At 70.9% G+C, this 26,913-nt stretch carries 22 protein-coding genes; 12 read left to right on the plus strand and 10 right to left on the minus strand.

Translation table 11 applies throughout. The annotated features are described in order from the left end of the window. The first annotated feature begins 24 nt into the window (after window positions 1–24). Both ACIA5G_RS38480 and ACIA5G_RS38485 read left to right on the plus strand, forming a co-directional pair. Window positions 25–612: an ArsR/SmtB family transcription factor gene (locus ACIA5G_RS38480; RefSeq protein ID WP_395932463.1), complete on the plus strand. Its 588-nt coding sequence runs from the start codon at window positions 25–27 to the stop codon at window positions 610–612. A gap of 1 nt (window position 613) precedes the next feature. Continuing rightward, a complete protein-coding gene (locus ACIA5G_RS38485; RefSeq protein WP_395932465.1) occupies window positions 614–1,360 on the plus strand; it encodes an SRPBCC domain-containing protein in 747 nt (248 codons plus the stop codon). A gap of 189 nt (window positions 1,361–1,549) precedes the next feature. Here ACIA5G_RS38485 and ACIA5G_RS38490 read toward each other — a convergent pair whose 3' ends face one another. The 3 genes from ACIA5G_RS38490 to ACIA5G_RS38500 all read right to left on the minus strand — a co-directional run bounded on the left by ACIA5G_RS38490 (window position 1,550) and on the right by ACIA5G_RS38500 (window position 3,868). Then, the gene (locus tag ACIA5G_RS38490; protein ID WP_395932467.1) at window positions 1,550–1,774 is read right to left on the minus strand and encodes a DUF5703 family protein; all 225 of its coding nucleotides are present in this window, start codon (window positions 1,772–1,774) and stop codon (window positions 1,550–1,552) included. Beyond that, window positions 1,771–2,781: a YncE family protein gene (locus tag ACIA5G_RS38495; RefSeq protein ID WP_395932469.1), complete on the minus strand. Its 1,011-nt coding sequence runs from the start codon at window positions 2,779–2,781 to the stop codon at window positions 1,771–1,773. The genes ACIA5G_RS38490 and ACIA5G_RS38495 overlap by 4 nt, the downstream gene beginning before the upstream one ends. Before the next feature lie 115 nt (window positions 2,782–2,896). Continuing rightward, on the minus strand, window positions 2,897–3,868 hold the full coding sequence (locus ACIA5G_RS38500) for an aldo/keto reductase (protein WP_395932471.1): 972 nt from the start codon (window positions 3,866–3,868) through the stop codon (window positions 2,897–2,899). Between the two features lie 87 nt (window positions 3,869–3,955). Here ACIA5G_RS38500 and ACIA5G_RS38505 point away from each other — a divergent pair, with 87 nt between their 5' ends. The 5 genes from ACIA5G_RS38505 (at window position 3,956) to ACIA5G_RS38525 (ending at window position 9,439) form a co-directional block, all read left to right on the plus strand. Further along, entirely contained in the window at window positions 3,956–4,993 is a 1,038-nt protein-coding gene (locus ACIA5G_RS38505; RefSeq protein ID WP_395932473.1) for an LLM class F420-dependent oxidoreductase, read from the plus strand. A gap of 1 nt (window position 4,994) precedes the next feature. Continuing rightward, window positions 4,995–5,837, plus strand: coding sequence for an undecaprenyl-diphosphate phosphatase (locus ACIA5G_RS38510; RefSeq protein ID WP_395932475.1), 843 nt, complete (start codon window positions 4,995–4,997; stop codon window positions 5,835–5,837). 49 nt (window positions 5,838–5,886) lie between these two features. Beyond that, window positions 5,887–6,606 (plus strand): histidine phosphatase family protein, encoded by a 720-nt coding sequence (locus ACIA5G_RS38515; protein WP_395932477.1) that lies wholly within the window; start codon window positions 5,887–5,889, stop codon window positions 6,604–6,606. 93 nt (window positions 6,607–6,699) lie between these two features. After that, on the plus strand, window positions 6,700–8,754 hold the full coding sequence (locus tag ACIA5G_RS38520; protein WP_395932479.1) for a M3 family metallopeptidase: 2,055 nt from the start codon (window positions 6,700–6,702) through the stop codon (window positions 8,752–8,754). Between the two features lie 244 nt (window positions 8,755–8,998). Then, entirely contained in the window at window positions 8,999–9,439 is a 441-nt protein-coding gene (locus ACIA5G_RS38525; RefSeq protein ID WP_395932481.1) for a DUF6294 family protein, read from the plus strand. 45 nt (window positions 9,440–9,484) lie between these two features. Here the strand turns inward: ACIA5G_RS38525 and ACIA5G_RS38530 are convergent, their stop codons facing one another. The 3 genes from ACIA5G_RS38530 to ACIA5G_RS38540 form a co-directional block, all read right to left on the minus strand. Beyond that, on the minus strand, window positions 9,485–10,063 hold the full coding sequence (locus tag ACIA5G_RS38530) for a ClpP family protease (protein ID WP_395932483.1): 579 nt from the start codon (window positions 10,061–10,063) through the stop codon (window positions 9,485–9,487). Between the two features lie 132 nt (window positions 10,064–10,195). Beyond that, entirely contained in the window at window positions 10,196–11,176 is a 981-nt protein-coding gene (locus ACIA5G_RS38535) for a malate dehydrogenase (RefSeq protein WP_395932485.1), read from the minus strand. Window positions 11,177–11,274: 98 nt separating this feature from the next. After that, complete coding sequence (locus ACIA5G_RS38540) at window positions 11,275–11,718, minus strand: MarR family winged helix-turn-helix transcriptional regulator (RefSeq protein ID WP_395932487.1); 444 nt, start codon at window positions 11,716–11,718, stop codon at window positions 11,275–11,277. A 174-nt stretch (window positions 11,719–11,892) separates the two neighbouring features. On the opposite strand from ACIA5G_RS38540, the gene ACIA5G_RS38545 reads away from it, so the two are divergent. The 4 genes from ACIA5G_RS38545 (at window position 11,893) to ACIA5G_RS38560 (ending at window position 14,318) form a co-directional block, all read left to right on the plus strand. After that, the gene (locus ACIA5G_RS38545) at window positions 11,893–12,231 is read left to right on the plus strand and encodes a nuclear transport factor 2 family protein (RefSeq protein ID WP_395932489.1); all 339 of its coding nucleotides are present in this window, start codon (window positions 11,893–11,895) and stop codon (window positions 12,229–12,231) included. After that, window positions 12,228–12,593, plus strand: a complete 366-nt coding sequence (locus tag ACIA5G_RS38550) for a VOC family protein (RefSeq protein WP_395932491.1) — start codon at window positions 12,228–12,230, stop codon at window positions 12,591–12,593. The genes ACIA5G_RS38545 and ACIA5G_RS38550 overlap by 4 nt, the downstream gene beginning before the upstream one ends. A gap of 2 nt (window positions 12,594–12,595) precedes the next feature. After that, the gene (locus tag ACIA5G_RS38555; RefSeq protein WP_395932493.1) at window positions 12,596–13,447 is read left to right on the plus strand and encodes a TIGR03560 family F420-dependent LLM class oxidoreductase; all 852 of its coding nucleotides are present in this window, start codon (window positions 12,596–12,598) and stop codon (window positions 13,445–13,447) included. 241 nt (window positions 13,448–13,688) lie between these two features. Then, a complete protein-coding gene (locus ACIA5G_RS38560; protein WP_395932495.1) occupies window positions 13,689–14,318 on the plus strand; it encodes a DUF4360 domain-containing protein in 630 nt (209 codons plus the stop codon). Window positions 14,319–14,374: 56 nt separating this feature from the next. Here ACIA5G_RS38560 and ACIA5G_RS38565 read toward each other — a convergent pair whose 3' ends face one another. From ACIA5G_RS38565 to ACIA5G_RS38580, 4 genes are all read right to left on the minus strand, one after another. Beyond that, a complete protein-coding gene (locus ACIA5G_RS38565; protein ID WP_395932497.1) occupies window positions 14,375–16,462 on the minus strand; it encodes an FUSC family protein in 2,088 nt (695 codons plus the stop codon). After that, window positions 16,459–19,581, minus strand: a complete 3,123-nt coding sequence (locus ACIA5G_RS38570) for a GH92 family glycosyl hydrolase (RefSeq protein ID WP_395932499.1) — start codon at window positions 19,579–19,581, stop codon at window positions 16,459–16,461. The genes ACIA5G_RS38565 and ACIA5G_RS38570 overlap by 4 nt, the downstream gene beginning before the upstream one ends. Window positions 19,582–19,624: 43 nt before the next feature. Beyond that, on the minus strand, window positions 19,625–20,665 hold the full coding sequence (locus ACIA5G_RS38575; protein ID WP_395932501.1) for a hypothetical protein: 1,041 nt from the start codon (window positions 20,663–20,665) through the stop codon (window positions 19,625–19,627). A 137-nt stretch (window positions 20,666–20,802) separates the two neighbouring features. Next, window positions 20,803–25,119, minus strand: coding sequence for a GH92 family glycosyl hydrolase (locus ACIA5G_RS38580; protein ID WP_395932503.1), 4,317 nt, complete (start codon window positions 25,117–25,119; stop codon window positions 20,803–20,805). A gap of 146 nt (window positions 25,120–25,265) precedes the next feature. Between ACIA5G_RS38580 and ACIA5G_RS38585 the strand changes: the two genes are divergently transcribed. Continuing rightward, window positions 25,266–26,897, plus strand: coding sequence for a tannase/feruloyl esterase family alpha/beta hydrolase (locus ACIA5G_RS38585; RefSeq protein WP_395932505.1), 1,632 nt, complete (start codon window positions 25,266–25,268; stop codon window positions 26,895–26,897). Window positions 26,898–26,913: the final 16 nt, after the last annotated feature.

A 26,913-nucleotide genomic window follows, 5' to 3' on the forward strand; every position in this document is an offset into this window, starting at 1 on the left:
TCTGTTCGGCTGGATGCTGGGCCCATGTTTCCCGTGGCGGTGATCGAGGACGCGGCAGCGGCCGAGGTGTCGCTGGACCCGATCCGGGCCCGGCTGCTGGCCGAACTGGCGCAGCCGGCGTCGGCGACGATGCTGGCGGCCCGGGTCGACCTCCCGCGCCAGAAGGTCAACTACCACCTGCGGACCCTCGAGACGCATGGCCTGGTGGAGCTGGTCGAGGAGCGGCGCAAGGGCAACGTCACCGAGCGGATGATGCAGGCGACGGCGGCGTCGTACGTCATCTCGCCCGCCGCGCTGGCCGCGGTGCAGCCGGACCCGGCCCAGTCGCCGGACCGGCTCTCGGCGCGCTGGCTGCTCGCGGTCGCCGGCCGGCTGGTGCGTGACGTCGGCCTGCTCATCACCGGCGCAGCGAAGGCGAAGCAGCGCGTCGCGACCTTCGCGCTCGACGGCGAGGTGCGCTTCGCTTCGGCGGCCGACCGGGCCGCGTTCGCCGAGGAACTGGCGACCGCGGTCACCACGCTGGTCGGGAAGTACCACGACGAGACGGCCGAGAAGGGCCGCAACCACCGCGTGGTCGTCGCCGTGCACCCGAGCGTCCCGGAGGAGTCCTGACATGGGCCACGAGTTCGAGCAGACCGACACCGCCGAGGTGGACGCGACACCGGAAGAGCTGTGGGACGCGATCGCCACCGGCCCGGGCATCAACTCGTGGTTCATGGGCCGCAACGAGGTCGAAGGCGGCACCGGCGGCGTGATCCGCGGCGCCTTCGGCGGGTTCCAGCCCGAGTACGGGATCCGGGAGTGGGACCCGCTCGAGAAGCTCGTCTACGGCAGTGATCCCGCGCCGGACGGTCGCCGGGTCGCTTACGAGTTCCTCATCGAGGGCCGCGAAGGCGGCAGTTCGGTGATCCGGTGCGTCACGAGTGGCTTCCTGCCCGGCGACGACTGGGAGGACGAGTTCGAGGCGATGGTCGCCGGCGGCGCGATGTTCTTCCGCACACTGGTCGAGTACGTCACGCACTTCGCCGGGCGCACCGCGGTGCCGGTGACGGCGTTCGGCCCGCCGGTGGGGGACTGGGACATCGCCTGGGCCGAGCTCGGCGCGGCACTCGGGCTTTCCGCCCGGCCCGCCGAGGGTGACCGGGTGCGGCTGGAGCTGGACGGCCGGGAGCCGCAGGAGGGCGTCGTCTACGCGGTCAACAGCCAGACCGCCGGGATCCGCACGGCCGACGCCATGATCCGGTTCCTCAAGGGCTTCCACGGCCCGATGGTCGCTTCGCACCACGTCTTCACACCCGGCGCGGACGCCGAGACCGAGGAGAAGACCTGGAACGGCTGGCTGAACCGGGTGTTCGGCTAGCAGCGGGGCGGGTTCTGGGACGGCTTCGTCGGGTGGTGGGTCCGGCGGCCGCTTCACGGACGTCGGGCTCGACCGCGCCTTTTCGCGCAGATCTGGGCCGTGAACACGCCGTCGCGCGCCACGATGACCACGGCCGAGCTGTCGTTCGACTCGGCCGAAACCTGGGACGACCCGACCCGGGCCGCGTGGCTAGGTCGGCAGGCCGCCGGACAAGCTCTCCGCCGTCTTCTTGCGGCGCAGCCAGACCCGGCGGGTGCCGTCGGCGTAGAGCCGGACGTTCCGCAGTTCCCAGCCCGCGAACTCCGCGTGGATGGAGAGCTGGATCGCCGCCGCACGCCGGGAAATCCCCGGGGGGAGGTGCAGGCGGCGGTACTCCCAATCCCCTTCGACCACCGCCTCGCTGACCGTCGTCATGGCTGGATCACCTGGGTCCCTTCTCCGGCGGCCGAGCCGACGATCACCCGGCCGCTCTGGTCGTCCACCCCGACCGAGTCCGGCTGGCGCACGGTGGGGAACCGGTACTTCTCCACGGGCTCGCCCCCGCGGACGTCGAACCCGACCACTTCGTTGCGTTCCGTGAGCGTCACCCAGGCCAGACTCCGCTTCGCGTCGTAAGCGATCCCATACGCGCCGCCGGCCACCGGGTAGCGCTGCCGCATGATCAGCGGCGACGCCGAGAACGCGATCAGCGCGCCCGCCCGCGCGTCCGTCACCAGCACCCGGCCGTAGGAGTCCGCAACGGCGTTGGCGGCGCCGTCACCGGCACGCAGACCCTCGTTGATCTTCCCGCCGGCGACGTCCACCGAGAACACGGCCGTGCGCAGCCGGTCCAGCACCACGACGCCGTCCCCGGCGGCCAGCACGTCGTCGGCGCTGTAGAGCTGCCCGCCGATCGTCCGCGCCGGACCCGCCGCGGGCAGCACCTGGATCTCCTTCGCCGCCCCCATCGCGACCAGCCGATCGGCGCCGTAGGCGATGCTCGACGCCGGCTGCCCGCCGGTCTTCGTCTCGGTGAGCTTCCGGTCCGGCAACGTCAGCTGCTGCACCACACCCTGAGCCGGCTCCGCGATCTCCACCCGCCCCGGCGCCACGGTCAGCCGCTCCGCCTTGCCGTATAACGGCATATTCACCGGCGGGGACGCGAGCGCGTTCAGGTCGTAGAGCTGCAACGCGGGGGAGCCGGAAAGCGCAACAACGAGGGTGGAGCCCTCGACGGCCACCGCGGACACGGCCGGGCCCGGCAGGACCTGGCCGGCCGGCTTGACGGTGACGGCGGGGGAGACCGCCGGGCGCGCGGCCGTCGGGTTCGCGACGATCTGCAGGTCGTCGCCGCTGTCCGGCTTGGCCGACGAGCAGCCCGAGAGCACCAGGACACCGGCGAGCGGGATCACGATCCACGACACGGCGGCGAACCGACGCACGTTGCTGCCTCCAGGTGTCCCTCGACGGGCGGTCCTCACCAGCATCCTCCACGATTCCCTTGCCGTCACGTGCGTGTCACCCAACAGACACCTACCCGCTCCTTGATCGGCACCGTCAGTGCGGCCAGCGCTCGGGGTAGCCGACCTGGATCGAGCTGACGTCGTCGAGCGCGGAGCGGATGGCGGGCGGGAGGGTGATCTCCTCCGCCGTCAACGAACCGGTGAGCTGGCCGGTGTCCCGTGCGCCGACGATCGGGGCGACCACACCCGGCCGGTCGCGGACCCAGGCCAGCGCGACGGCGAGCGGCGACGTGCCGAGCCCGTCGGCGGCGGTCGCGACGGCCTGCACGATCCGGGCGGCCCGGTCGGTGCGGTGGTGCTCGACGTAGCCGGCGAGCATCCCGGACGACGCGCCGCGCGAGTCGGCCGGGGTGCCGGTGCGGTACTTGCCGGTCAGCACCCCGCGGCCGAGCGGCGCCCAGGGCAGCAGCCCGATCCCGTGGTGTTCGGCGGCGGGCACGACCTCGCGGTCCACCCCGCGTTCCAGCAGGGAGTACTCCATCTGCGTGGAGACGATCGGCGCGGCCGCGGCGGCGGTCGTGGCCGCGGTCGCCAGCTGCCAGCCCGAGTAGTTCGAGACGCCGACGTAGCGGACCTTGCCGCTGGTCACGGCGTACTCGAGGGCGGCGAGCGTCTCGGCGAGCGGCACGCAGCCGTCCCAGGCGTGCAGCTGCCAGAGGTCGATGTGGTCGGTGCCGAGCCGCTTGAGCGAGCCGTCGAGGGCGGTGAGGAGCGCGCCGCGGGAGGCGCCGCCGCCGAACGGGCCGTCGGTGCGGCGGGCGACCGCCTTGGTCGCGACGACGACGTCTTCGCGGGGCACGAGGTCACCCAGGAGGGAGCCGAGCACCCGCTCGCTCTCGCCCTCGCAGTAGATGTCGGCCGTGTCCACCAGGGTGCCCCCGGCATCGATGAAGGCGACCAGCTGGCTGGCCGCCTCCTCCGCGTCGGTGTCGCCACCCCAGGACAGGGTGCCGAGCGCCATCCGCGAGACGCGCAGTCCCGACCGGCCGAGCAGTCGCTTTTCCACGACCGCCGAGCCTAGTGGGCGGCCCTGGGTGAACCTGACCAAGGTGAGTCGTGTCGCCCTCAAGGGCCCCCGTTAGGGTTCGGCCCCGTGCGACTCGGACTCAATCTCGGCTACTGGGGAGCGGGGAACGACCCCGCGAACCTGGCCCTGGCGAAACAGGCGGACGACCTCGGCTACGCCGTCGTGTGGGCCGCGGAGGCCTACGGCTCGGACGCGGTGACGGTGCTCTCGTGGATCGCGGCGCAGACGTCGCGGATCGACGTCGGCGCCGCGGTGCTGCAGATCCCGGCCCGGACCCCGGCGATGACCGCGATGACCGCCGCGACCCTCGACACGCTCTCGGGCGGCCGGTTCCGGCTCGGGCTCGGCGTGTCCGGTCCGCAGGTGTCGGAGGGCTGGCACGGCGTGCGCTTCACCTCGCCGCTGGGCCGCACCCGTGAGTACACCCAGATCGTCCGCAAGGCGCTGCGCCGGGAACGGCTCGCCCACGAAGGTGAGCACTTCACGCTGCCGCTGCCGGACGGCCCGGGCAAGGCGCTGCGGCTGACCGTCCGCCCGGCCCGCAAGCACATCCCGCTCTACCTGGCCGCGATCGGGCCGAAGAACCTGGAGCTGACCGGCGAGCTCGCCGACGGCTGGCTGCCGGTGTTCTTCTCGCCGGCGCACGCGGGGGAGCAGTTGGCGCTGATCCGCGCCGGCGCGGAGGCCGCCGGGCGGTCGATGGAAGGTTTCGACGTCGTCCCGACCGTGCCGCTCGTCCCCGGGGACGACTGGAAGACCTGCGCGGACGCCGTCCGCGGCTACGCGGCGCTCTACCTCGGCGGCATGGGAAGCCGGGAGAAGAACTTCTACAACCAGCTGGCCTGCCGGATGGGCTTCGAAGCCGAGGCGGCCGAAGTGCAGGACAAGTACCTGGCCGGCGACCGGGCGGGGGCGATGGCGGCGGTGCCGCTGGAGTTCCTCGACGCGACGTCGCTGCTGGGCCCGAAGGAACGGATCGCGGAGAAGATGACCCAATTCGCCGAGGCCGGCGTGACGACCCTGTCGGTGTCGCCGTTCACCCCGGACCCGGCCGCCGCGCTGACCACCGCCGTCGAAGCGCTCGAGACGGCGGGGGTGGCCTGACGTGGGCTGGTTCGAAGCACTGGTCCTGGGCCTGGTCCAGGGCCTGACCGAGTTCCTCCCGATCTCCTCGAGCGCGCACCTGCGGATCGTCGCGGCGCTCGTCGGCTGGGACGACCCGGGCGCGGCGTTCACCGCGGTCACCCAGATCGGCACCGAGCTGGCGGTGATCATCTACTTCGGCAAGAAGATCGGGCGGATCCTGCAGGCCTGGTTCTTCTCGCTGTACAAGCCGGACTGGCGGCGCGACCCGGACGCCCGGCTGGGCTGGCTGATCATCATCGGCTCGCTGCCGATCGTCGTGCTCGGCCTGCTGCTGCAGGACCAGATCGACAGCGCGTTCCGCGACCTGCGGATCACCGCCACCGTGCTCATCGTGTTCGGCCTGATCCTGCTGCTCGCCGACCGGATCGGGAAGCAGGAGCGCACGCTGGACCACCTGACGGTGCCGCACGGCCTCGGGTTCGGTTTCGCCCAGGCGCTCGCGCTGATCCCGGGGGTGTCCCGCTCGGGCGGCACGACCAGCGCGGGCCTGCTGCTCGGCTACACCCGCGCGGAAGCCGCGGAGTACTCGTTCCTGCTGGCGCTACCCGCGGTGTTCGGGTCGGGGGTGTACAAGCTCAAGGACATCGGGTCGGGCGACGTGCCGGCTCAGTGGGGCCCGACGATCCTGGCCACGCTCGTCGCCTTCGGTGTCGGCTACGCGGTGATCGCCTGGCTGATGGCCTACATCAAGAAGCGCAGCTTCGTGCCGTTCGTGATCTACCGGCTCGTGCTCGGCGTGCTGCTGTTCGTGCTGATCTTCACCGGCGTCCTGGACCCCAACTCGGGACCGGTCAGCCACTGATCCCCCTACGTGGGGACCGCATGATCGGTCCCCACGTAGGGTGGTGCTCGTGAGTACGGTCATTCTGCTGCGGCACGGCAAGTCGACGGCCAACGGCTCCGGCGTCCTGGCCGGGCGTTCCCCGAAGGTCAACCTCGACGACACCGGCCGTGGCCAGGCGGAGAAGCTCGTCGAGCGGCTCGACGGCGTTCCGCTGGCGGAGCTCGTGGTGTCGCCCATGCTGCGCTGCAAGCAGACGGTCGGCCCGCTGGCCGCCGCGCGCGGGCTGGACAAGCTCGTCGAGCCCGGGCTGTCCGAAGTGGACTACGGGGACTGGACCGGCAAGGAGCTCAAGCACCTCGCGAAGGAGCCGCTCTGGCGGGTCGTGCAGGCGCACGCCTCGGCCGCGGTGTTCCCCGGCGGGGAAGGCCTCGCGCAGATGCAGGCACGCTCGGTGGCCGCCGTCCGCGCGCACGACCGGCGGATCGCCGCCGAGCACGGCGACCACGCCGTCTGGCTGCTGTGCAGCCACGGTGACGTGATCAAGTCCATCCTCGCCGACGCCCTCGGCCAGCACCTCGACGCGTTCCAGCGGATCGTCGTCGACCCGGCGTCGGTCTCGGTCGTGCGCTACACCGAGACGCGGCCGTTCGTGCTGCGGGTCAACGACCACAGCGGCGATCTGCGCGGCATCGTGCCGCCGGCGCCGAAGCCCCCGAGACGGGGCAAAAAGGCCGCGAAGGACGCCGGGAGCAGCGACGCTGTGGTCGGCGGTACCACCGGCCGGTGAGCTTGGCCACCTCCGGAAAGCGCTGACATCGGCACCGGGGGAGCCCGTAGGGTGGCGGGACCGAGTGTTTTCCCCGACCAGGAGCCTGCCCCGATGATTTCGCCGGACAACCCGTTCGCCGCACCCAGCGAACTGCCCTACGCCCTGCCGCCCTTCGACCGGATCGCGGACGAGCACTACCGGCCCGCGCTCGAAGCGGGACTGGCCGAGCACTCGGCGGAGATCGAGCAGATCGCGGCGCAGGACGCCGAGCCGACGTTCGAGAACACGATCGTGGCCCTCGAACGCTCCGGCGAGCTGCTGGGGCGCGTGGCGAGCGTGTTCTACAACCTGTCCGGCTCCAACAGCACCGACGAGATCCAGGCCATCCAGGCCGAGTTCGCGCCCAAGCTGGCTGCCCACCACGACGCGATCCACCTGAACCCGAAGCTGTACGCCCGCATCGACGACCTGCACACCCGTCGTGGTGAGCTCGGCCTCGACGAAGAGTCGCTGCGGCTGCTGGAGCGGCAGCACACGGACTTCAGCCGCGCCGGCGCCGGGCTCGGCGAGGCCGAGCAGGCCCGCCTCCGCGAGCTGAACGAACAGCTGTCCACGCTGCAGACCAAGTTCCAGCAGAACCTGCTCAAGGAAACCAACGAGCTGGCCGTCGTGATCGCCGATCGCGCCGAGCTGGCCGGGTTCGGCGACGGCGCGATCGCCACCGCGGCCGAGGCGGCGTCGGCCCGGGGTGAGTCCGGCAAGTACGTGCTCACCCTGACGCTGCCGACCAGCCAGGCCTCGCCGCTGGAGACGCTGCGCGACCGCGACGTCCGCGAGCGGATCCACACCGCGTCGATGGCCCGCGGCAACCGCGGCAACGAGTTCGACAACAACGGCGTCGTCGCGGAGATCGTGCGCCTGCGGGCGGAACGCGCCGTGCTGCTCGGCTACCCGAACCACGCGGCGTACGTCATCGCGGACGAGACGGCGAAGACCGCCGAAGCCGCCGCCGGCCTCCTCGAGCGCTTGGCGCCCGCGGCCGTCGCGAACGCCCGCACCGAAGCCGCCGAGCTTCAGAAGCTGCTCGAAGCCGACGTGCCGGGCGCGTCACTGCGGCCGTCGGACTGGCCGTACTACGCCGCGCAGGTCCGGCGTGAACGCTTCGACGTCGACACCGAGGCGCTGCGCCCCTACTTCGAGGCCGACCGCGTCTACCTCGACGGCGTGTTCTTCGCCGCCACCAAGCTCTACGGCCTCACCATCACCGAACAGCACGACCTCCCGAAGTACCACCCGGAGGTCCGGACCTTCGAGGTCTTCGACGCCGACGGCACCCCGCTCGGCCTGTACCTGCTCGACCTGTACACCCGCGACGCCAAGCGCGGCGGCGCCTGGATGAACACCTTCGTCGACCAGTCCGAGCTGCTCGGCCGCAAGACGGTCGTGGTGAACGTGCTCAACGTCGGCAAGCCGCCGGCGGGGGAGCCGACCCTGCTCACCTTCGACGAGGTCGTCACCGCGTTCCACGAGTTCGGCCACGCCCTCCACGCGCTGGTCTCGTCCGTCCGCTACCCGACGTTCTCCGGCACCAACGTGCCCCGCGACTTCGTCGAATACCCGTCCCAGGTCAACGAGATGTGGATGCTGTGGCCGGAGGTGCTGGCCAACTACGCCAAGCACCACGAGACCGGCGAGGCACTGCCCGCCGAGCAGGTCGAAAAGCTCCTCGCCGCCCAGCAGTACGGCGAAGGCTTCTCCACCACCGAGTACCTGGCGGCGTCCCTGCTCGACCAGGCCTGGCACGCCCTCGGCGCCGACGACCGCGTGGCGGAGGTGCAGCGGTTCGAGACGGACGCGCTGGTGAAGGCCGGTGTCGCGGTCGACGCGATCCCGCCGCGCTACCGCACGACGTACTTCGCGCACGTCTTCAGCGGTGGCTACAGCGCCGGGTACTACTCCTACATCTGGAGCGAGGTCCTCGACGCGGACACCGTCCAGTGGTTCCGGGAGAGCGGGGGACTGACCCGCGAGAACGGCGACCACTTCCGCCGCACCCTCCTGGGCCGGGGAGGATCCATCGACCCGATGGACGCCTTCCGGGCCTTCCGCGGCCGCGACCCGGAGATCGAGCCGCTCCTCAAGCGCCGAGGCCTCAACGGAGTCTGACCTCTCTTCAAGTGTATAACGCCCTATACTGCGGGACCGATTTCGAGAAAATCGGTCCCGCAGTAGCTCTGCTTCCGATAAAACCCGCAAACGACGAGGGAGATACCCCTCGATCATTCAATTCTGCTTCGGGGCTGGGCAGTTTTGACTTCCCTTGTGGTCGCACCTAAGTGACTCCGGCCGCGGTCACCGGAGAGCTAGCTTCGGTGAGCCGGGTTTTCCGGCGACTTCCGGGGAGGAACACATGAAGTTCAAACTACGTCGGGTGGCGATCGTCCTGACGATGTTCGCCGCCGCGCTGGGCAGCGTCTTCGTCGTGCCGGCGTCGGCCGGCACGCAGACGGCGCAGGCCACCTGTACCGGGGCGGGTTCCTGCTGGTTCAGCTGGGGCCGCATCACGGCCGGCGACTGCACGATGGACCAGGCGAAGTGGACCCTGAACCGCAACGGCAGCGCGTCGTTCGAGGCGGTGATCGTCAGCAGCGACAGCAATGACGCGTGGCTGATGTGGCCGACCATCGTGGACAGTTCCGGGTTCGTGCTGGGCCCGGTCACGCACGGGGGTGACCCCAAGTTCGTGCGGGGCACCGTGAAGAACACCTGGACCTGGTGGTTCGACGCGGGGTCGTTCGACGGCCGGCTGTTCGACCGGATCAACAGCATGCGGCTGGCCAGCCACTGCTGAGTGTCGAGGATGGGGCTCCCGGTCGCCGGGAGCCCCATCCGGGCGTCAGCCGGCGACGATGTGGTCGACGAAGCCGTATGCGAGCGCTTCTTCGGCGTCGAACCAGCGGTCCCGGTCGGCGTCGGTGGTGATCCGTTCGACGGTCTGGCCGGTTTGGCGGGCGGTGATTTCCGCGATGCGGCGTTTCATCTTTCCGAACACTTCCGCCTGGATGGCGATGTCGGTGGCGGCGCCGCCGATCCCGGCCGACGGCTGGTGCATGACGATCCGGGTGTTGGGCAGCAGGTAGCGCTTTCCGGGGGTGCCGGAGGAAAGCAGGAACTGGCCCATGGAGGCGACGAAGCCGAGGCCCCAGGTCGAGACGTCGGGTTTGACGAGCTGCATGGTGTCGTAGATGGCCATGCCCGCGGTGACGGAGCCACCGGGTGAGTTGAGGTAAAAGGTGATGTCCTTGTCCGGGTCGTCGGCGGCCAGGAGGAGGAGCTGGGCGATGATCCGGTTGGCGACGTCGTCGGTGACCTCGGAGCCGAGGAAGACGATGCGGTCGCGCAGGAGCTGTTCGAAGACCGAGTCGGTGAGTGACTGGCCGGGTGCTTGCATGTCGGGTACGGCGAGAGCGGTCATGGGGCCGACGGTAGGGCCGTGGATCTCGTGCCGGGTGGGAGTTTCGCTGTGGGCGTGCGGGGTTCGCTGCGGGCGATCACGCGCGAAGGGCCGCCGTTCCGGGGAACGGCGGCCCTGGTGGTGTGCGCAGGCTCAGATGAGGCCGAGCTTCTGCACGGTGTCGCGTTCCTCGACGAGCTCGGCGACGGAGGCGTCGATGCGGGCGCGGGAGAAGTCGTCGATCTCGAGGCCCTGGACGATCTTGTACTCGCCGTTCTCGGCGGTGACCGGGAACGAGGAGATGATGCCCTCGGGGACGCCGTAGGAGCCGTCGGAGACGACGGCGGCGGAGGTCCAGTCGCCGGCGGCGGTGCCGTTGACCCAGGTGTACACGTGGTCGATGGCGGCGGAGGCGGCGGAGGCGGCCGAGGAGAGGCCGCGGGCTTCGATGATCGCCGCGCCGCGCTTGGCGACGGTCGGGATGAAGTCGCTCTCGAGCCAGGCCTGGTCGACGTCGACGGACTTGCCGGCGACTTCGGCGTGCTGGATCGACGGGTACTGGGTGGCGGAGTGGTTGCCCCAGATGGCGAGCTTCTTGATGTCGGTGACGGAGACGCCGAGCTTCTTGGCGAGCTGGGCGAGCGCGCGGTTGTGGTCGAGGCGGGTCATCGCGGTGAAGCGGTCGGCCGGCACGTCGGGGGCGTGCGACTGGGCGATGAGGGCGTTGGTGTTGGCGGGGTTGCCGACGACGAGGACCTTGACGTCGGAGGCGGCGCCGGCGTTGATGGCTTCGCCCTGGGGCTTGAAGATGCCGCCGTTGGCCTCGAGGAGGTCGCCGCGCTCCATGCCCTTGCTGCGGGGGCGGGCGCCGACGAGGAGGGCGATGTTGGTGCCTTCGAAGGCCTGCTTGGGGTCGTCGAAGATGTCGGTGCCGGCCAGGAGCGGGAAGGCGCCGTCGTCGAGCTCCATGGCGGTGCCCTCGGCCGCCTTGACCGCCTGCGGGATCTCGAGGAGCCGCAGCTTCACCGGGACGTCCTGGCCGAGCAGCTGACCGGACGCGATGCGGAACAGCAGCGCGTAGCCGATCTGGCCGGCGGCGCCGGTGACGGTCACGTTGACAGGGGCTTGGGTCATTACGGTTCTCCAGCTTGAGACGACTTTGGCTAGTGCCTGGAGCCTATCTCTCCTCGTGGTTGCCGGTCGGGTGCGTCCAGTCACTCTCGCTGGATCGATCAGGTTCCGGGCTGGTTGTCGGTGACGTTGGCGGCGAGCCGGTGCAGGAGGTCGGCGAGCTGGGCGGTTTCCGCGTCGGACAGGCCTTTTCGCATGCGCTGGTCGTGGGCGATGGCGGCGGTGGCGAGCTGGTGGAAGAGCTTTTCGCCGGCTTCGGTGAGTTCGACGAGGTGGACGCGGCGGTTGTCGGGGTCGCGGCGGCGGGTGACGAGGCCGGTGGTCTCCATGCCGTTGAGGTGGTGGGTGAGGGTGGCGCCTTGGATGCCGACGGTGTCGGCGAGTTCGCGCTGGTTGGCGGCGGGCCGGGTTTTGAGGGAGATGAGGATCTGCCAGATGGGTTGGGAGCCGCCTGCGGCGGCGAGGGCCTGGTCGAAGGCGCGGCCGGCGGTTTTGGCGGTGCGGGCGAGGACGACGCCGATGGGGGCGGTGACTGGTGGTGGCACGAGGGGAACCGTACCGCAGATGCCGAGAGATCTAAGCGTTTGACATCTAACGGTTAGACATCTAACGTTTTGCTCATCGAACGGAGAACGGAAGGGGAGCACGATGAGCACCGAAGAGCAGGTCCGCGAGTTCGGCCGGGTCTGGGCCGCGGCCGAAGAGCGCGGGGACACCGAGTGCTGGCCGGCCTGGTCGCCGACGGTTTCCGCCTGGTCGGGCCACTGGGTTTTGTCCTGGACACCGACCAGTGGCTGGCGCGCTACGGCGGCGGCGGGCTGGTCACCGAGAAGCTGGACTGGGCCGAGGTCGAGGTCCGCGACTTCGGCGGCACCGCGATCGCGATCGGCGTGCACGACCAGGTCGCGAAGCACCAGGGGAACCCGGTGAACGGCCGGTTCCGCGCCACACACGTGCTGGTCCGCGACGACGGCCGCTGGCGGCTGGCCGGCATCCACCTGAGCCCGATCGGTGGCCCGCCGCCGTTCGCGCCCGCTCCGGGAGGGGACGAGCGATGAGCGTGGAGCTGAACCACACGATCGTGTGCGTCACCGACCGGGAGAAGTCGGCGGAGTTCCTGGCCGGGATCCTCGGCTTGACGACGGACCCGGTGTCCGGGCCGTTCGTGCCGGTCCGGCTGGGCAACGGCGTGACGCTGGACTACCTGCACGTCGAGGCAGTCACCAGTCAGCACTACGCGTTCTTGGTCGGCGACGACGACTTCGACGCCGCGATGGCGCGGCTCGAAGCGGGTGGCGTCCCGTACTGGGCGGACCCGTTTCACGAGCGGGCCGGCGAGGTCAACGGCCTGAACGGCGGCCGCGGGGTCTACTTCGAGGATCCCGACGGCCACAACATGGAACTGCTGACGAGGGGGTAGTGATGAAGCTGAGCATCGGGGTCACGGACTTCTCGTGGCCGGACAAGCTGACCGGGGAGCTCGTGGCCGTCGCCGAGGCGGCCGAGGACGCCGGCCTGGACACCCTGTGGGTCGCCGACCACCTGCTGCAGGCCGACCCGCACAGCACGCCGGACTCGGCCATGCTCGAGGCCTACACGACGCTGGGGTTCCTCGCCGCCCGGACCAGCCGGATCGCGCTGGGGACGATGGTGTCGGCGGTGACGTTCCGGCCGCCGGCGTTGCTGATCAAGGCCGTCACGACGCTGGACGTGCTGTCCGGTGGGCGGGCGCGGTTCGGGATCGGCACCGGGCACCACGACGGTGAGGCGCGGGCGATGGGCCTGCCGTTCCCGCCGGTGGGTGAGCGGTTCGAGCGGATGGAGGAGACCATCCGGCTGGCGCTGCGGATGTGGGCGGGGGACGAGTCGCCGTTCGAAGGGGCGCACTACCGCCTCGACCGTCCGATCGGGATCCCGTTGCCGGTGCGGCGGCCGCGGGTGCTGATCGGTGGTGCGGGGGAGCGCAAGACGCTGCGGCTCGTCGCCCGTTACGCCGACGCGTGCAACGTGTTCGACATCCCGGACGGCGGCAAGACGGTCCGCCACAAGCTGTCGGTGCTCGAGCGTCACTGCGCGGAGGTCGGGCGGCCGTACGGGGAGATCGAGAAGACGATCAGCACGCGGTTGTCGCCGGGTGAGTCCGCGGAGTCGTTCGCGCGGCGGTGCGCCGAATTCGCCGGCTGGGGGATCGACCACGCGGTCGTGATCACGGCGGGTCCGTGGCCGGTGGCCGGGATCTCGACGCTGGGGCGGGCCGCGGCCTTACTGGACTGACCGGACGACGCGGGGGTGATCGTCGCGGAAATCGGGGGGTCCGGGGGTGCGAAATCGTTTTCCGGAAGAATTGTTCGTGCTCCGGTGAATGGGAACCACTGGATTTGTCGGAATGTGAGCGGTGTCGCGTGGCGGGACGACTACGCCGTGTTACTCCGTTCAGCGGGGTTTGCTTCCATGATCCTTTCGCTACCATGGTCGCGCCCCCGTCCCCAATTCGCAGGTATTGGGAAGGATTCCGATGCTGTCTGCGGTCGTTGCTGCCGTAATGGCGCTGTCCTCTGTGGTCACCCCGCATTCGTGGAACACTCCTCCGCCGCCCGACAAAATCGTCATCGACGTCGTGAACGCCAATGGCACCGGCTGCCCGGCCGGCACGTCGGCGGTGGCGGTTTCGCAGGACAACACGGCGTTCACCGTGACCTACAGTGCCTACACGGCGCTGGTCGGGGTGGGTGCCGGTCCGTTGGACGCCAGGAAGAACTGCCAGATCGGCCTGCGGGTGCACGTGCCGCAGGGGTTCACCTACGGAATCGCGCAGGCCGACTACCGGGGATTCGCGCACCTGGAACGGGGCGCGACCGGCCTGGAACGCGCGAACTACTATTTCCAGGGAAATTCGCCGACGGCGTTCATGCAGCACCCGCTGACCGGGCCGTTCGAGGACGACTGGCATTTCACCGATTCGACCGAGGTCGGTGCGATCGTGTTCAAGCCGTGTGGCGAGGAACGCAATCTGAACGTCAACACGGAATTGCGGGCCGCCGCGGGGACGTCGGATCCGAAGAAGACGACGAGCTACGTGACGATGGACTCGACCGACGGCAGCATCACGACGACGTACCACTTCGCGTGGTTGTCCTGTCCGTGACCGGGAGCCGGTGAAACCGGGGTGGCGCGGCTCGGCAGCGCGCCACCCCGGGGTGGTCAGGTCTTCGCCGGGGCCCGGGGGTCGGTCGCCTGGAGGCCGAAGACGCGGCCGAGGGAGACGAGGGCCTCGTCGAGGTGGCTGAGGCTGGAGAGGACGGCGCGGGTTTCGGCCTGTTCGACGCGGTCGGAGACCGGGGTGCCGTCGTCGCGCACGAGGGTGCCGGGGGTGGGGCCACCCGGTGCTTCGAGGGTTTTGCGCAGGACGTCGATGTTGGCCAGCAGCCGGCCGGTGAACTGGCGGAGCCGGTCGGTGTCGGGGCCGGCGAGCTGTCCGGGCTGGGCGCGGGCGGCGACGTGGCGGGCCCGGAAGGCGATGGTCTCCAGGGTGGTGAGCACGTGCCAGCCGTAGTCGCGGCGGGCGCTGCGGAGGTTGACCGGGTGGGTGAGCGGTTCGATGGTGGTGCGGACCTGGTCGACGGCGCGGTCGAGGTCGCGCGAGAGTTCGATGATGTTGACGTTCTCCTCCCCGGCGAGCAGGCCGCAGGTGTGCTCGAGGAACTCCGCCAGTTCGTCGAGGACTTCGCCGATGTTGTCGAGCATCACCGAGCGGGTGCGGACCGGGACGATGACCACGGCGGCGAGGATGCCCGCGGCGGCGCCGACGGCGGTTTCGGCGACGCGGATCCAGAGGACTTCGAGGCTGAACGTGCCGAGCAGGCTGTAGAGCAGGCCGAGCATGCTGGTGATGAAGAACGCCATCACCACCTGGGACACCCGCGCGGTGTAGACCATCCCGAACACGCAGACCAGGATCAGCGCGAGCGTCGCCGGGATGCTGCCGGTGACCAGGAACGCGAGCACCACCCCGCCGACGATGCCGATCAGGGTGCCGCCGAGGCGGCGGACGCCCTTGACGAAGGTGGCGCCGGCGCTGGAGGCGCCGATGAACACGACGAACACCGTGAGCACGGCCCAGTACCAGCGCTGGTGGGAGACGAGCTCACCACCGACCACGGCGAGTCCCCCGCCGACGACGGCCTGGATGGCGCTGCGGGTCTGGTTGTCGTAGGCGAACTTCGGTGTCGGCTCGTCCTCTTCCGCGTCCTCGAGGGAGTCCGGAGTGGACTCGGGCGCGGCGGCGCGCTGGGCGCGGTCGTCGGCCAGGGCGAGTTCGGCCAGTGCCTTGCGGACGCCGTCGCCGGGGGCCGCGTGTTCGTCGATGCGGCTGCCTTCGACGAGCATGCGGCTGTACTCGCCGGTCTGGCTGATCAGCGGCAGCTCGCGCGGGTCGCGTTCCATGAGGGCGCGGAAGCGGGCCAGCCGGGCGATGAGGTCGTCGCGGACCTCGGTGGTGAGCTCGTCGGAGCAGGTGCGCTGGACGGTGATGACCAGCCACTGGACGGCGAGCTCGACCTCGATGGCGCGGCGGCGCAGTCGGTCGGCGGCGCGGGCGTCGACCACGTCGGGGGCGGCGTCTTCGATGAGCAGGACGCACTCGTGGAGGCGGCTGGTCGCCGAGCGGAGCTGCTTGCGGGTGCGTTCGCTGCCGCCCACCGCGAGGTGCGCCTCGGTGGCGCGGACGACGGCGGCGAGCCGGGCGCGGAAGGCGCGGCGGACCCGGAGGAACTCGGCCTCGGCGTTGTGCCGCAGCAGGACGAAGCGGACGACGGCGTTGGCGAGCACCCCCACGGCGAGCGCCATCAGCAGCTGCGGGACCTGCGCGAGGTGGGCCTGCAGGAACATCGGGAAGAAGAACAGGAAGAAGCCGATCGAGCCGAGTGCGGTGCCGCGGGCGCCGAAGCGCTGGGCGTAGACGGCGACGAAGATCAGCAGCACGAACACGATGCTGTCGAGCGGCGGCATGGCCGAGCCGAGGCTGGCCACGGTGATCGACGCGGCGCCGACGAGGAACGCCAGCACGAGCGTCACGGCCTGGCTGCCCGGGGTGGGGTCGTTGACGGTGAAGGCCGTCATCATCGCGGCGATGGCGCCGACCAGCATCACCGTGAGCGGCAGGTGCGCGGGCAGCAGCGCGCCGACGGCCAGGATGATGCCCAGCACGGCGGAGCCGGCCAGCCGCAGCCGGACCAGGCCGGGGTCGGCGGCCGCGAGCCGGTCGAGGGCGGCGGTGCGGAAGTGGTTCATCGGGCGAGCAGCTCCCACTGGGCGAGGGTGGTGCGGCGGCCGCGGGTGGCGGTGATCCGCAGCCGGTAGCGGGTGTGGGCGGCCGGGCCGGCCAGGACGAACGGGCGGGTCTGGCGGCGCCAGCGGAACAGCTCGCCGGTGCGTTCGTCGAGGGTGGTCCACGCTTCGCCGTCGTCTGAGCCTTCGAGGACCCACGCGCTCGGGTCGCCGCCGCGGGCGCCGGAGGTGAGTGTGTACATCGTGACTTCGCGGGGATCGCCGGTGACGGTGAACTCGATCGCCGGGGTGGCGTTGCGGAAGGTGACCTGGGTACCGGTGGTGTTGTCGAAGAGCTTGTCGACGCCGGTGCCGTCGGAGCTGGTGGCGGTGCCGGTCAGGTCGGTGATCGGGTCCGGGTGCTCGGCCGGCGGGGGTGGGGTGCCCCAGTCCGCGGGCTCGGTGGTGAGGTCGAAGACGAGTTCGGCGCCGCCGGCGAGGGTCGCGTGGGAGATCGTCGTGGCGTCGTGCGGCTCACCGTCGACGGTGAGGCCGCGGACGTAGACGGTCTTGTCGGTGTTGCCGGGCGCGTGGACGACGAGCTTCTTGCCGTCGCCGAGGTGCACGATCGCCTTCTCGAACAGCGGTGAGCCGATCGCGTAACGCGGGCTGCCGACGGCCAGGGGGTAGAAGCCGAGGGCGCTGAAGACGTACCAGGCGGACATCTCGCCGTTGTCTTCGTCGCCGGGGTAACCCTGGCCGAGCTCGCTGCCGAGGTAGAGCCGGCTGAGCACCTCGCGCACGACCCGCTGGGCCTTCGCGGGCGCGCCGGCGAGGTTGTAGATGTACGGGATGTGGTGCGACGGCTGGTTGGAGTGGCCGTACTGGCCCATCCGGACGTCGCGGGCTTCGGTCATCTCGTGGATGAGCCCGCCGTACGCCCCGGGCCGCTGCCCGGTCTCCGGGGTGGCGAAGAAGGTGTCGAGCTTGGCTTCGAGGCCTTCGTTGCCGCCGTGCAGCGCCGCCAGGCCGGGGCCGTCGTGCGGGGCGGTGAAGGCGGTGTTCCAGGCGTTGGTCTCGACGAAGTCGCCGCCCCACGCGGCCGGGTCGTACCCCTCGGGGGCGAACTTGCGGCTGCCGTCGCGCTTGCGGCCCTGGAAGAAGCCGATCTTCGGGTCGAAATGGTGGACGTAGTGCTTCGCGCGCTCCCGGAAGTAGGCCGCGTAGTCGGCGTACATCCGGGCCCGCGGCCCGTCGCTTTCCCGGGACAGCGCCTCGGACAGGTTGGCGAGGCCGAAGTCGTTGATACAGCCCTCCAGCGCCCAGGACAGTCCCTCGTGGACGGACGTCGGGGTGTACCCGAGGAAGATCGACTCGTCGAGCCCCTTGCGGCCGACCGAGCGGTGCGGCGAGGTGACGGTGGCGTTCTTCAGCCCGGCGTCGTAGGCGGCCTCGACGTCGAAGTTGCGGACGCCCTTGAGGTAGGCGTCGGCGAACGCGACGTCGGAGCTGGTGCCGGTCATCAGGTCGGCGTACCCCGGCGAGGACCACCGGGAGATCCAGCCGCCTTCGCGGTACTGCTGGACGAAGCCGTCGATCATCCGGCCGCAGTGCGCCGGGGTGAGCAGCGCGTACGCGGGCCAGGTGGTGCGGTAGGTGTCCCAGAAGCCGTTGTTGACGAACATCTCGCCGTCGACGACCTTCGCGCCGGTGCGCCGGCGGGTGCTCGGCCACCGCCGGCGCACGACCGGGCTGGCGTGGCGGATGCCCTTCGGCGTGTTCTCGTGCGCGACGTTCGGGTAGAGGAACAGCCGGTAGAGGTTGGAGTAGAGCGTGGTGAGCTGGTCTTCGGTGGCGCCTTCGACCTCGACGCGGCCGAGCTGCTCCTGCCACAGTTCACGCGCCTGCGAGCGGACCTCCTCGAACGTCGTCCCCGCCGGGATCTCCAGCTCGAGGTTGCGCTTCGCCTGCACAAGGCTGATCAGTGACGTCGCGATCCGCAGCGTCATGTCGGGGCCGTCGAACTCGAGGTACCCCGCGGTGCGCCGCCAGGGCCGGCGGTACTTCGTGCCGCGCGTGGCCGGGGCGCCGGTCTCGGCGTAGACGAACATGCGGCGCGCGCCGGCCGACAGGCGGCTGCGGACCCACGTGTGGCCGGTGACCACCCCGGTGTCGGCGTTCAGCCGGAGGCCGCCGCGCCGGCCGGCGTTGTCGAACAGCAGCCAGCCGTGCTTGTCGGGGAAGGTGAACCGCAGGATCGCCGCGTGGGACGTCGGGGCGAGGTCGACGGTCATGCCGTTGGTGAACCGGACGCCGTAGTGGTGCGGTGAGTCCGTCTCCTCGTCGTGGGAGAAGGCCAGCGCGCGCTTGCGGCGGTCGGGCTGGACCGGGCCGGTGCCGGGCATGATGTGGAAGGTGTGCCGGTCGCCCATCCACGGGCTCGGCTGGTGGCTCAGCGCGAGGGCCTGCAGCGCCGGGCGGTTCTCGGCGTTGTTGTGGCGGTGGTAGGAGTAGATCCAGTTCGTGACGCCGGCGTCGGTGACCGGGGTCCAGAAGTTGAACCCGTGCGGCACCGCGGTGGCCGGGAAGTTGTTGCCGCGGGAGTAGTCGGCGCTGGAGTGCGAGCCGCGGGTGGTGCGGACGAAGTCGACCGGCTCCCGCGGCGGCTCGGGCCGCTCGGCGACGCGGACGTCGTCGATCCACCCGGTGATCTCCCCCTCCGGCGAGGCGGTGCGCAGCACGATCCGGCTGATCCGCCGCCCGGCGAACGCCCCGAGCGGACGGCGGACGAGGTTCCACTGGTCCACCCACAGCGTCTTGTCGTCCACGGGGGCGAAACCGGCCGTGGTGCCGTCGGCGAACTCGACGTCGAGGCTGACCCGGGTGGCGTGGTAGGCCGGGATCTCGCCGTCCGACTGCGGGAAGACCACATAGGACAGCTCGGTGCGGTCGCCGACGGGTGTGTCGAGTTCGAACAGGACACTGCGGGGCCGCGCGTCGTAACGCAGGGCGCGGGCCCCGGTGAAGCCGACGCCGGTCTTGGCCGTGGGGGAGCGGTCCGGTCCGCTGTCGACCCGCAAGGCCGGGTCCGCCGGCTGCGGGTCACCGGTTTCGAAGGAGGAGAAGAACACGGCGTCGGGCATGCGCCCACCGTATCGGCCGAACGGCGTAGTTCGCGGGACCTGGTCAGCTCGGCCACGGCTGGGCCGCGGCGGTGCCGAGCCCGGTCGGGCCCGCCGGCAGCCGGACGCCCTTGCGCAGCCACGAGTCCTCGCGGTAGCGGGCGGTCTCCCGGTGCCACTGGTAGTCCCCGGCCAGCCAGTCCCGCAGGCCCTGCACGTGCCGCGCGACCGCCGCGGCGGTGTCCGGATCGGCCTGGCGGGCGGTGAGCAGCTCCGGCACCTCGATGCTCGCCAGCCGTTCGAAGAGCTCGAGCCGGGCTTCGAGCAGCTCGCGGGTCCGTCGCATCGCGTCGTGCAGGCCGGTGCCCAGGAAGGCCGCGGTGACCACCACGCCGTTGGAGACGTCCTGTTCGTACTCGGTCTCGCGCCGGTAGGACACCAGGTCGTTGTGCAGGTCGACCACGTCGGCGAACGCCTCGCCGAGCCGCTGCACCGGGCTCGTCCCGCGGATCTCCGCCGGGATCTCGATGCCGAGCACCAGCTCGTTGAGCTGCGCCGCCCACAGCGCGCCACCCGCCCGGCGCCGCATGGCCAGGTAGTCGACCGGCTCGGGCACCCGGCCCGTCGCCAGGTTCGCGACCTCCCACAGCGCGTCGTCGAAGAGGTTCGGCACCTGCGCGGCCAGCCGGTCGCACCACGACGCCTCCGCCCGGGTGCGCCGCCACAGGTCCGCCAGGCCCCGCTCCGCCGGGTTCTCCGGCGGGCGGGTGCCGGGGGTGCGCATCTGCCCGAGGCGGGCGAGGAACCGCCGCGCGCCCGGCAGGTCCCGGGGCCGCTTGAACCGCTCCATGACGAAGTCGTCGAGGTACCAGCTCCACGTGTACCAGCAGGCGACCAGGTCGAGCCGGGCACCGCGGGCGTCCGGGTGCACCCGCGCGGTGAACAGCCCGAAGTCGAAGTCGGCGAGGTCCTGCGCGTCCCAGATCTCCGCCCGGGGATCACCCGAGCCGAGCAGGCCCACCTCGCGGGCCCAGGCCGCGCTGTGGGCACGGGCGGCGTCGACGTCGGGACTGCACCGGGCGGGGTACGGCGGCAGGAGCTGCATGGTCCCCGATCCTCGCGCGGGCGCCCGCGCCCCGGCATCCACCGCAGGCGTGACGCGGCTCCCCGAACGCGTGAAGGCCTCCCCACCGCCGGTGGGGAGGCCTTCACGGACCTGCTGTGCCGATCAGTACTGCGGGACTAGATCTTCGCGCACTGCCCGGCGGCGGGGCCGCGGACGGTGTTCGGCAGGTCGTAGTCCGTCGGGGCGGGCGAGTTCGCCGCACACGCCAGCGGGCCGCCGATCGTGCTCGAGGTGAGCACCGGCCCGTGGTTGGCGGTCAGCGCGACCGGGCCGCCGACGTCGGTCAGCTCGATCGACACCGGACCGGTCGCCCCGGTGATCGCCACCGGGCCGCCCACCTTCGTGCGGTTGAGCACCACCTGGGCGGCGCCGGTCGCGGCGAGCGGGCCCTTGATCTGGCCGCCGCGCACGATCAGGCTCGCGCCCTTGCCCACGGTGACCGGGCCGGACACCGTCGCGTCCTGCAGGCACACCGTCCCGCTCGAGACCGACAGCGGCCCCTTGTGGTCACCGGTGACCGTCTGCGTGCAGGCGGCGTCCGGCTTGCCCAGCAGCTCGAGCTCGGCCAGCTGCGCCGGGGCGCCGGTGCTGGTCGCGGTGACCTCGAGCTTGTAGTAGGCGAAGTGCGCCGGGTTGGCCACCTTGAACGCGCGGGTCTGCTGCCGCCAGCTGAACGCCTGGTTCGTCTGCTGGTCGGCCACCGCCCACGTCTTGCCGTCGTAGGAGCCCTTCAGCGTCCAGCTCTTCGGGTCACCCGCACCGGTCTGGGACGTCAGCGTGTAGTTCGTGACGGCCTCGTCGGTGTTGTTCAGCTGGTACTGCACGGCACCGGTGACGGCGGCCTGCGTGCGGGACGTGTTGTCCAGCAGCGCACCCGCGTCCGAGCCGTCCGAAGTGGACAGCGTGCCCTTGCCGGCGCCGGTCTCGTCGTGCAGCGGCGCCGGGACCGCGTCACCCTGGGTGATCGACTGCGGGGCGTCGTTCGGGCCGGTGCCCCACTTCGACGGGTTGGGGCCCATGTCGAAGTCGATCGTCCCGCCCTTGGCGATGAGGTCCTGCGACAGCGACGTGGAGCTGTACGCCTTGCCGTTGACCTTCACGCCCTGGACGTAGACGTTCTTCGCGCTGTTCTTCGGCGCGTTGATCTCCAGGTCCTTGCCGCCGGCCAGGTGGATCGTCGCCTTCTTGAACAGCGGCGACCCGATCGCGTAGTTCGGGCTGCCCATCTGCAGCGGGTAGAAGCCCAGCGCGCTGAAGGTCCACCAGGCCGACTGCTCGCCGTTGTCCTCGTCGCCCGCGTAACCCTGCCCGATCTCGCTGCCGGTGTAGAGCCGGGAGAGCGCCTCGCGGACCTTCGCCTGTGTCTTCGCCGGCTGACCGGCGTAGTCGTACATGTAGAGCGTGTGGTGCGAGGCCTGGTTGGAGTGGCCGAGCTGGCCCATCCGCACGTCCCGCGCCTCCCGCATCTCGTGGATCACGCCACCGTAGGAGCCCGGGAAGTTCGCGGTCTCCTGGTCGGCGAAGAACGCGTCCAGCTTCTTCGCCAGGCCCGCCTTGCCGCCGTAGAGGTTGGCCAGGCCCTGACCGTCCTGCGGCACGGAGAACGCCATGCCCCAGCCGTCGGTCTCGGTGTAGTCGATGCCCCACACCCGCGGGTCGTAGTCCTGCGGGGAGCGGCTGAACTTGCCGGCGGCGTCACGGCCCTGGAAGAACCCGACACTCGGGTCGAACAGGTTCACGTACTGCTGGGCCCGGCTGGTGAAGTACTCGTAGTTCGACCGGTACTCCTGCTTGCGCGGGTCGCTCGCGGGAGCTTCGTCGTAGAGCTTCTTCGACAGGTTCGCGATGCCGAAGTCGTTGACGTACCCCTCGATCGACCACGAGAAGCCGTGGTCGGCGCTGTTCGGCGCGTACCCGAGGAACATCCCCTGGTCGACACCCTTGCGGCCGACCGCGTTGTTCGGCGGTGTCACCGTCGCGTCCTTCAGCGCCGCGTCGTAGAACGACTTGACGTCGAAGTTCTTCACGCCCTTGAGGTAGGCGTCGGCGAACGCGACGTCGGCGCTGGTGCCCGTCATCAGGTCCGCGTACCCCGGCGAGGACCACCGGGAGATCCAGCCGCCGTCGCGGTACTGCTGGACGAACCCGTCGACCATCTTCCCGGCCATGTCCGGGGTCAGCAGCGAGTACGCCGGCCACGTCGTGCGGTAGGTGTCCCAGAACCCGTTGTTGACGTAGGTCTGGCCGTCGACGATCTTCGACCCGGTCTGGGTCGGGGTGTCCGCCCCGGCCTTCGGCGAGACGAAGCTCGCGTACTTGTAGGCCGGCTTCTCGGTGGTGCCGGTGTTCTCGAACGCCGAGTTCGGGTACAGGAACAGCCGGTAGAGGTTCGAGTAGAGCGTCGTGATCTGGTCCTTCGACGCGCCCTCGACCTCGATCACCTTCAGCTGGTCGTCCCAGACCCGCTGCGCGGCGTCGCGGACGGTGTCGAAGGTCGCGGCCGGCGCGATCTCCTGGGCCAGGTTCTTCTTGGCCTGGTCCACGCTGATCAGCGACGTCGCGATCCGCATGTTCACCGTCTTGTCGGCGCCCGCGGCGAACCGCAGGTAACCGGTGACGTTGTCACGCCCCTGCCCGGTGAGCTTGCCGCCCGCGGTGACCGGCTTGTCGAACGTCGCGTAGACGAACAGCCGGCCCGCGCCCGCCGACAGGCCGCTCTTGGCGTCGGTGAAGCCGGACAGGGTGCCCGTCGCGGTGTCGAGGGTGAGCCCGCCGGAGTTGTTGACGTTGTCGAAGATCAGGCTGGAGTCCGCACCCGGGAAGGAGAACCGCATGACCGCCGCGTGGTCGGTCGGCGCGATCTCGGTCTTGATCCCGTTCTGGAACTGGACGCCGTAGTAGTGCGCCCGCGCCGTCTCGTCACTGTGCTTGAACTCCAGCGCCCGGGCGTCGCGGTTGGCGTCGGGCACCCCGGCGGCCGCGGACGGCATCACCTGGAAGCTCTGCCGGTCACCCATCCACGGGCTGGGCTCGTGGCTGACGCTGAACGCCTGCAGCTGCGGGAGGTTCCGCGCGTTGTTCTGCGTGCTGTAGTTGTACAGCCAGCTGTCGGACCCGGCGTCGGTCACCGGAGTCCAGAAGTTGAAGCCGTGCGGCACCGCGGTCGCCGGGAAGTTGTTGCCCCGGGAGAAGGTGCTGTTGGCCATCGTGCCGCGGGTGGTGAGCACGTTGTCGGTCGGGCGGGTGCTCGACGGCGGGGTCGGCGTGGCCGAGACCTTCACGTCGTCCAGCCAGCCCTGCAGCGAGCCGGGGCCGTCCGGGTTGTCGTAGCCGACCAGGATCCGGTCGATCGTCTTGCCCTTGGCCACCGTGCCGATCGCCGAGCGCACCAGGTTCCACTGGTTGGTGTAGAGCACCTTGCTCGCGCCCTGGCCTTCGGGCGTCAGCGGGAAGCCGTACTGGTCGGTCGCGCCGAGGTCGCGCAGCCGGGTGCCGTCGGTGAACACCAGGTCGACCGCGACGTTCGTGCTCTGGTACTTCAGGTCGCCGGTGATGAACTGCGGCTGCACCTTGTACGACAGCTCGGTCGAGGCGACCACCGGGACGTCGACGTCGAAGACCTTGTTGTAGGACCAGCCGTGCCCGTCCGCGGTCTGCGTGCCGGAGTAGCGGAACGCCTTGAGCCCGGTGTAGCCGACGCGGTTCTTGTTCGTGTAACCGCTGGTCGGGCCGGAGTCGGTGAAGCTGCGCATGTTCGGCAACGGCGGCGGCGCCGGGTCGTCGTTGGCCAGCAGCAGCTCCGAGACCTGCAGGATGTCCCCGCCGTTGTTGCGGGTGATGTTCAGCCGGTAGAACTTGAACGCCGCGCTCGGCGCGGCCAGCTTGTAGTCCTTCTGCTGGAACCGGGCGCTGAACGCCTGGTCGGTCTGCTTGTCCAGGTCGGTCCAGCCGAGGGCGTCGTTCGAGCCCTGCAGCGTCCAGTCCTTCGGATCGCGGTTGTCGAAGTCGTTGGCCGAGGTGATCGCGTAGTGCGTGATCGAGGTGGCCTCCGACAGGTTCACCTGCGCCCACGCCGTCGGGTCCCAGGAGAGCCACTTCGTGTCGGGCGTGCCGTCGACGAGGTTCGCCACGACTTCACCGCCGTCGGTGTTCTCGCTGCTTGCGCTGGTTTCGGTGACCTTGCCGCGGATGTCGCCCGGGATGGCGGTGCCGTTCGCGCCGTTGATGCCCGACGCCCGCGGCTTGCCCGCCGCGTCGGTGTCGACGGTGTCGGTCCAGGTCGGCTGGGGGTCACCGGCCTCGAACGAGGAGGCGAAATCGGCCGGCAAGGCTTCTTCGGCGGCGGACGAGGCCGCGGGGAGGGCGACCAGGCCGGCGGCGACCACGGCGGCGGTCACCAGGAGCGCAACCGGCGGTCTGGCGCTTCGGGGCATCGTTGCTCCAAGCTCTGGAGGGTGAACTGGGGACCGACGGACGGGGGGACCGGCGGCGCCCAGGAAGCGAAACGCGCGGGTGACATCGATGTCAAGACCGGTCGGCAAACCTGGCCAGAACTGGACAACCAAGGGGAAGGGGCCCGATGAGAACAGTCCGGATCTTCCTCGCCGTCACCCTGAGCCTCGCCACCGCCGGGTCCGCCCCGGCGATCGTCACCGCCGCCACGGCCACCGCCGTCCGGCCGGTCACCACCTGCGCCGGCCTGGTCCGCGAGATCGCCCTCCCGGGCGCCACCACGCACGTCACCTCGGCCGCGGTCGTCCCCGCCACCGGCGCCGACCCGGAGTACTGCGGTGTGCGGGGCTACGTCGAACCCGCCGTCCGCTTCGACCTGCGGCTGCCCACCAAGACCTACGCCGGGCGCTACCTGCAGTACGGCTGCGGCAGCTTCTGCGGCCTGCTCACCCCGCCCGCCTTCGCCGACTGCGGCCTGCCCCACGGCGGCGACGTCGCGGTCGCGGCCACCGACGACGGCCACGTCGGGCGCACCCCCGGGATCATCGACGACGGCAGCTGGGGCGCAAACGACCAAGCCGCCCGCAACGACTTCGAGTTCCGTGCCCCGCACGTCGTCTCACGCGCCTCCAAGGCGATCATCCAGGCCTTCTACGGCTCCCCGCCGGCGAAGTCCTACTTCACCGGCTGCTCCGACGGCGGCCGCGAGGGCCTGCTGCTGGCCCAGCGCTACCCGGCCGACTTCGACGGCATCGTCGCCGGCGCCCCCGGAGGCGCCTGGAGCTCGCTGATGGGGTTCCTCGCCTGGCTCGCGCGGGTGAACACCGCCGCCGACGGCCGCCCGATCCTCACCACCGCGAAACTGCCCGCCCTGCACAATGCCGTCCTCGCCGCCTGCGACGGCCTCGACGGGCTCACCGACGGCCAGCTCGACGACCCCCGCGCCTGCCACTTCGACCCGGGCACGCTCACCTGCGCCGGACCCGACACCCCGGCGTGCCTCACCCCGGCCCAGGTCACCGCCACCCGCAAGCTCTACTCACCGCCCGCCGACACCGACGGCACCCTGCTCTACCCCGGCGGCGAGCAGCCGGGCTCGGAACTGGAATGGGCGAGCTGGGTCATCGGCTCGGGCGGGCCCGGCCTGGCGCGCACCGAAGCCGACAACTACCTGCGCCACCTCGGCTACCCGATCGGCGCGCCGGCGGCCACGGTCGACACCTTCGCCTTCACCCGGGCCGGGTTCGACCGGCTCACCCCGGTCGGGGCCCGCCTCAACGCGATGAGCCCCGACCTGACGGCGTTCCAGCGGCGCGGCGGCAAGCTGGTGCTCTGGCACGGCTGGGCCGACCAGGCCATCCCGCCGACCGGCACGCTCGACTACTACCAGCGGCTCACCGAGCGCTCCGGCGGCCTCGCCCGCACCCAGGACTGGGCGCGGCTGTTCATGGTCCCGGCGCTCTACCACTGCGGCGGCGGCACCACGCTCACCACGTTCGACCCGCTGCGTGAGGTGGTCGCCTGGGTCGAACGCGGCACGGCGCCGGCCCAGGTCACCGCGACCGGCCGCGACACCACCGGGAACGTCACCCGCACACGTCCGGTGTTCCCGTACCCGCAACGCGCGGTCTACCGCGGCGCCGGCAGCGTCGACGACGCCGCGAACTTCCGTCCCGCGCCGCCGGTCACACCGCCGCACGACGTCGTCGACTGGGCCGGCAACGGGCTGTACGCCCTCCCCGGACCCGTCGCGCGGTAAACCGTCTCGCGGGTCC

Origin of the sequence: Amycolatopsis sp. NPDC051758, from assembly GCF_044453095.1 — a bacterium.
Classification (GTDB): Bacteria; Actinomycetota; Actinomycetes; order Mycobacteriales; family Pseudonocardiaceae; genus Amycolatopsis.

What these genes read in the sequence shown, in the direction of transcription:
- ACIA5G_RS38530 (WP_395932483.1), bottom strand. Translation starts at nt 10,063, where the DNA reads ATGACCGCTCTCGCCGTACCCGACATGCAAGCACCCGGCCAGTCACTC.
- ACIA5G_RS38565 (WP_395932497.1), bottom strand. Translation starts at nt 16,462, where the DNA reads ATGAACCACTTCCGCACCGCCGCCCTCGACCGGCTCGCGGCCGCCGAC.
- ACIA5G_RS38535 (WP_395932485.1), bottom strand. Translation starts at nt 11,176, where the DNA reads ATGACCCAAGCCCCTGTCAACGTGACCGTCACCGGCGCCGCCGGCCAG.
- ACIA5G_RS38480 (WP_395932463.1), top strand. Translation starts at nt 25, where the DNA reads ATGTTTCCCGTGGCGGTGATCGAGGACGCGGCAGCGGCCGAGGTGTCG.
- ACIA5G_RS38525 (WP_395932481.1), top strand. Translation starts at nt 8,999, where the DNA reads ATGAAGTTCAAACTACGTCGGGTGGCGATCGTCCTGACGATGTTCGCC.
- ACIA5G_RS38550 (WP_395932491.1), top strand. Translation starts at nt 12,228, where the DNA reads ATGAGCGTGGAGCTGAACCACACGATCGTGTGCGTCACCGACCGGGAG.
- ACIA5G_RS38560 (WP_395932495.1), top strand. Translation starts at nt 13,689, where the DNA reads ATGCTGTCTGCGGTCGTTGCTGCCGTAATGGCGCTGTCCTCTGTGGTC.
- ACIA5G_RS38570 (WP_395932499.1), bottom strand. Translation starts at nt 19,581, where the DNA reads ATGCCCGACGCCGTGTTCTTCTCCTCCTTCGAAACCGGTGACCCGCAG.
- ACIA5G_RS38580 (WP_395932503.1), bottom strand. Translation starts at nt 25,119, where the DNA reads ATGCCCCGAAGCGCCAGACCGCCGGTTGCGCTCCTGGTGACCGCCGCC.
- ACIA5G_RS38575 (WP_395932501.1), bottom strand. Translation starts at nt 20,665, where the DNA reads ATGCAGCTCCTGCCGCCGTACCCCGCCCGGTGCAGTCCCGACGTCGAC.
- ACIA5G_RS38485 (WP_395932465.1), top strand. Translation starts at nt 614, where the DNA reads ATGGGCCACGAGTTCGAGCAGACCGACACCGCCGAGGTGGACGCGACA.
- ACIA5G_RS38555 (WP_395932493.1), top strand. Translation starts at nt 12,596, where the DNA reads ATGAAGCTGAGCATCGGGGTCACGGACTTCTCGTGGCCGGACAAGCTG.
- ACIA5G_RS38490 (WP_395932467.1), bottom strand. Translation starts at nt 1,774, where the DNA reads ATGACGACGGTCAGCGAGGCGGTGGTCGAAGGGGATTGGGAGTACCGC.
- ACIA5G_RS38585 (WP_395932505.1), top strand. Translation starts at nt 25,266, where the DNA reads ATGAGAACAGTCCGGATCTTCCTCGCCGTCACCCTGAGCCTCGCCACC.
- ACIA5G_RS38520 (WP_395932479.1), top strand. Translation starts at nt 6,700, where the DNA reads ATGATTTCGCCGGACAACCCGTTCGCCGCACCCAGCGAACTGCCCTAC.